Here is a 2,083-nt window from a genome sequence, read left to right as displayed (position 1 = left end):
TCAGGTTTTTTTCAATGACTGCAAAGTTCCTGTAGAAAACATGCTTTCCGAAAGACAAAACGGATTCAAGATCGCAGTGAATATCCTCAATATAGGAAGGATCAAACTGGGTGCAGGCGTATTGGGAGGTTGCAAAACCGTAGCAACTTATGCCATCAAGTATTCTACAGAAAGAAAACAGTTTGGCGTAGCCATCAATACTTTTGGGGCCATCAAGCAGAAACTCGCTGAGATGGCCGTCAGGACTTATGCCTGCGAATCACTTTGCTACCGTGCCGGTCAGGACATTGAAGACAGGATGGAAGCCATAGCATCGGATGGAATTTCAGATGCAGAGTCCAAATTGAAGGCCTTGGAGCAGTTTGCCATTGAAGCGGCTATCGCCAAAGTACATGGATCTGAAGTGTTGGATTATGTGGTGGATCAAGGTGTTCAAATCTATGGCGGTATGGGCTATTCTGCCGATGCACCTATGGAGCGTGCTTATAGGGATGCCCGGATTTCCAGAATCTATGAAGGTACGAATGAGATCAACCGGATGCTGATGGTGGGCATGTTGCTGAAACGGGCCATGAAGGGAGAAATCAACCTTTTCGAGCCTGCCATGGCAGTATCGCAGGAACTGACTTCCGTACCCAGTTTTGAAACCATTGATACTTCCGAGCTTTTTGCAGCTGAAAAAGATGTCATCAAAAAATTGAAGAAAGTATTTCTGATGGTGGGTGGCAAAGCTGCGATGGCATTGGCAGACAGAATCGAATCCGAACAGGAAGTGATGATGAACCTGGCAGATGTGATGATAGAAATCTATGCTGCTGAATCTGCCATCCTCCGGACAGAAAAACTCATCAGTCTCCGTGGAGAAGAAGCCTGTCAGCCGCAGATTGCAATGACGCAGGTTTACCTGTTTGAAGCAGTGGAAAAAATACAGACCGCAGCCAAAGAGGCCATTGCGACATTTACCAAAGGCGACGAACAGAAAGTCATGCTAATGGGCCTGAAGCGCTGGACCAAAACTGACCTGGTCAATACCAAGGAGTTGAGAAGGCAGATTGCGGATTATATGATTGAGAAGGGGAAATATCCTTTTTCTTGATAGAGATAAGAATGGGGTTTCAACTTAAAGATGATTTCCCGCGAAGGCGCTAAGACGCAAAGGAAAGAAGAGCCTCTAGAGATGGGGGCTTTTTTTTGTGTGCATAGACCTTTATAGACTTGGTAAATTTTTACCCTGATAACAAACGGGGCTGACAGGTTTTTATTTATCCGTTTAACTTCAGCCATTTTCTTTTACATTTTTCTGGTTTGAAGTAATTTACATCATAGCTACCTGCTTTTATACCTGCAAAGAAGATGACCTATTCAAAGGCTGATTTGAAAATCAATTCTTGGAACCTTCGGTCTTCCGACTTCCAACAAAAAGCAATCTGTCCACATCAACCTATTTAATCATGCAACCAAGACCCATAGAAGTAGAAGTAATCGGGCGAAAGATTATTTTGAAAATGCCCAAGAATGAAGCTGATGTAAAGTTTGTCCTGACCCTCAGGTATTCAAAGTGGAAAAGGGAGGGATACTTTTGGGAAATCCCACACTATCCGGGAAATCTTGAAAGGATCCAACAGCATTTTGGGGACAGACTTGGTTCGATCGTCCGACATGAAATCACCACCATAGCATCCACCAATTCCCAACCGAGAAAGGTTGAAAAAAACCAAGTCTTGGTCATCAAAACCCGCTCCGGACGCATAAAGCTGATTTATGGATACAATCCTGCCCTTAACAAAACAATAAAAACCATCCCTTACTACCATAGGGATCAAAATAATAATTGGTGGACTAGTCCCTTTTCAGACCAATTTTTGGAAGAAGTGAAAAGAAAGATTGAAGAGCTTGGTTTGACCTTAATTTTTGAAGAGGAAGAAAAGAATACTCATGTGGTAGCCAAAGTATCTCCTTATGATATTCCGAACTATCGCAAATGTCCTGATGAGTATGTGCATAAGTTGGAGGAAAGGAGGTATAGTGTAGGTACAATCAAGGCCTATGTGCCATTATTTGAAGAGTTTATAAATTATTTTCC

At 42.8% G+C, this 2,083-nt stretch carries 1 protein-coding gene and 1 pseudogene; both read left to right on the top strand.

Features of this window, described 5'->3' with window-relative positions:
* Positions 1-1,096, top strand: a 1,096-nt coding sequence (locus ACEW8O_RS21240; protein WP_373496635.1) for an acyl-CoA dehydrogenase family protein, incomplete at its 5' end; no start/stop codon positions are given.
* 355 nt (positions 1,097-1,451) lie between these two features.
* Positions 1,452-2,083, top strand: a pseudogene (locus tag ACEW8O_RS21235) (recombinase XerD); the annotation flags it as partial.

Source organism: Aquiflexum sp., assembly GCF_041749095.1.
Lineage (GTDB): Bacteria > Bacteroidota > Bacteroidia > Cytophagales > Cyclobacteriaceae > Aquiflexum.
This window is presented reverse-complemented; position numbering and strand designations above follow the sequence as displayed.